This is a genomic window from Streptomyces achromogenes subsp. achromogenes (assembly GCF_000720835.1).
GTDB lineage: Bacteria > Actinomycetota > Actinomycetes > Streptomycetales > Streptomycetaceae > Streptomyces > Streptomyces achromogenes.
The window spans coordinates 1-610 of the sequence record NZ_JODT01000087.1; the positions used below are offsets into that span (position 1 = coordinate 1).

Consider the following 610-nt stretch of genomic DNA (forward strand, 5'->3'; position numbering starts at 1 on the left):
GCACGGGCCCGAGGACCACTCGGACCGGTCCGCCGACCCCGCCGGACACCTGAAAAGCGGGGATGGCCTGCACGAGTACGGCGGCGTAGGCCAGATACGCGGGTCCCTTGGTCCGGGTGGCCCACGCGTACACCGTGAGCGCCACGATGGCCGCCTCGGCCACCCCGCACAGGAGAGCGCGCTCCACGTCGTTGGTGATGTTCAGTGCGTCCCCGAGGAACCGGAACGAGGTGTCAGCGGACATGCCGAGGGCCAGGGCGGCGGGGGCGAGCAGGCCCAACGTCGCGGCCTTGGTACGGGACATGTGCGGCATGGCGGGGACCTACTTCCTCTTGCTCTGTACGACGACGCTCTGGACGACCTTGACCGAAAGTGTGTCGCTTCCCGGCCTCTTGCGGCACAGAAGCGCCAGGGCTACCGCCAGAACCACGGCTCCGCCCAGGTAGGGGGCCGCCGCCGACACGGCCGACACGGCGGCCCCGAGGGCGAGCGACAGCCCCCAGACGACGAATCCGACGACTCCGGCCATGGCCGACACGGCGGCGGTCACGGCCGACGCACGCCAAACCCAGCGGGGGACGACCGGGTCCGTGTCCGGTTTTGCCAGGGC

The 610-nt window shown here is 71.1% G+C and carries 1 protein-coding gene and 1 pseudogene; both read right to left on the reverse strand.

Going from position 1 to position 610, the window contains the following annotated elements:
* A pseudogene (locus tag IH25_RS0136795) lies at window positions 1-304 on the reverse strand (hypothetical protein); the annotation flags it as partial.
* Between the two features lie 18 nt (window positions 305-322).
* Window positions 323-610: hypothetical protein (locus tag IH25_RS0136800; RefSeq protein ID WP_157847087.1), on the reverse strand; the 288-nt coding region annotated here is incomplete at its 5' end.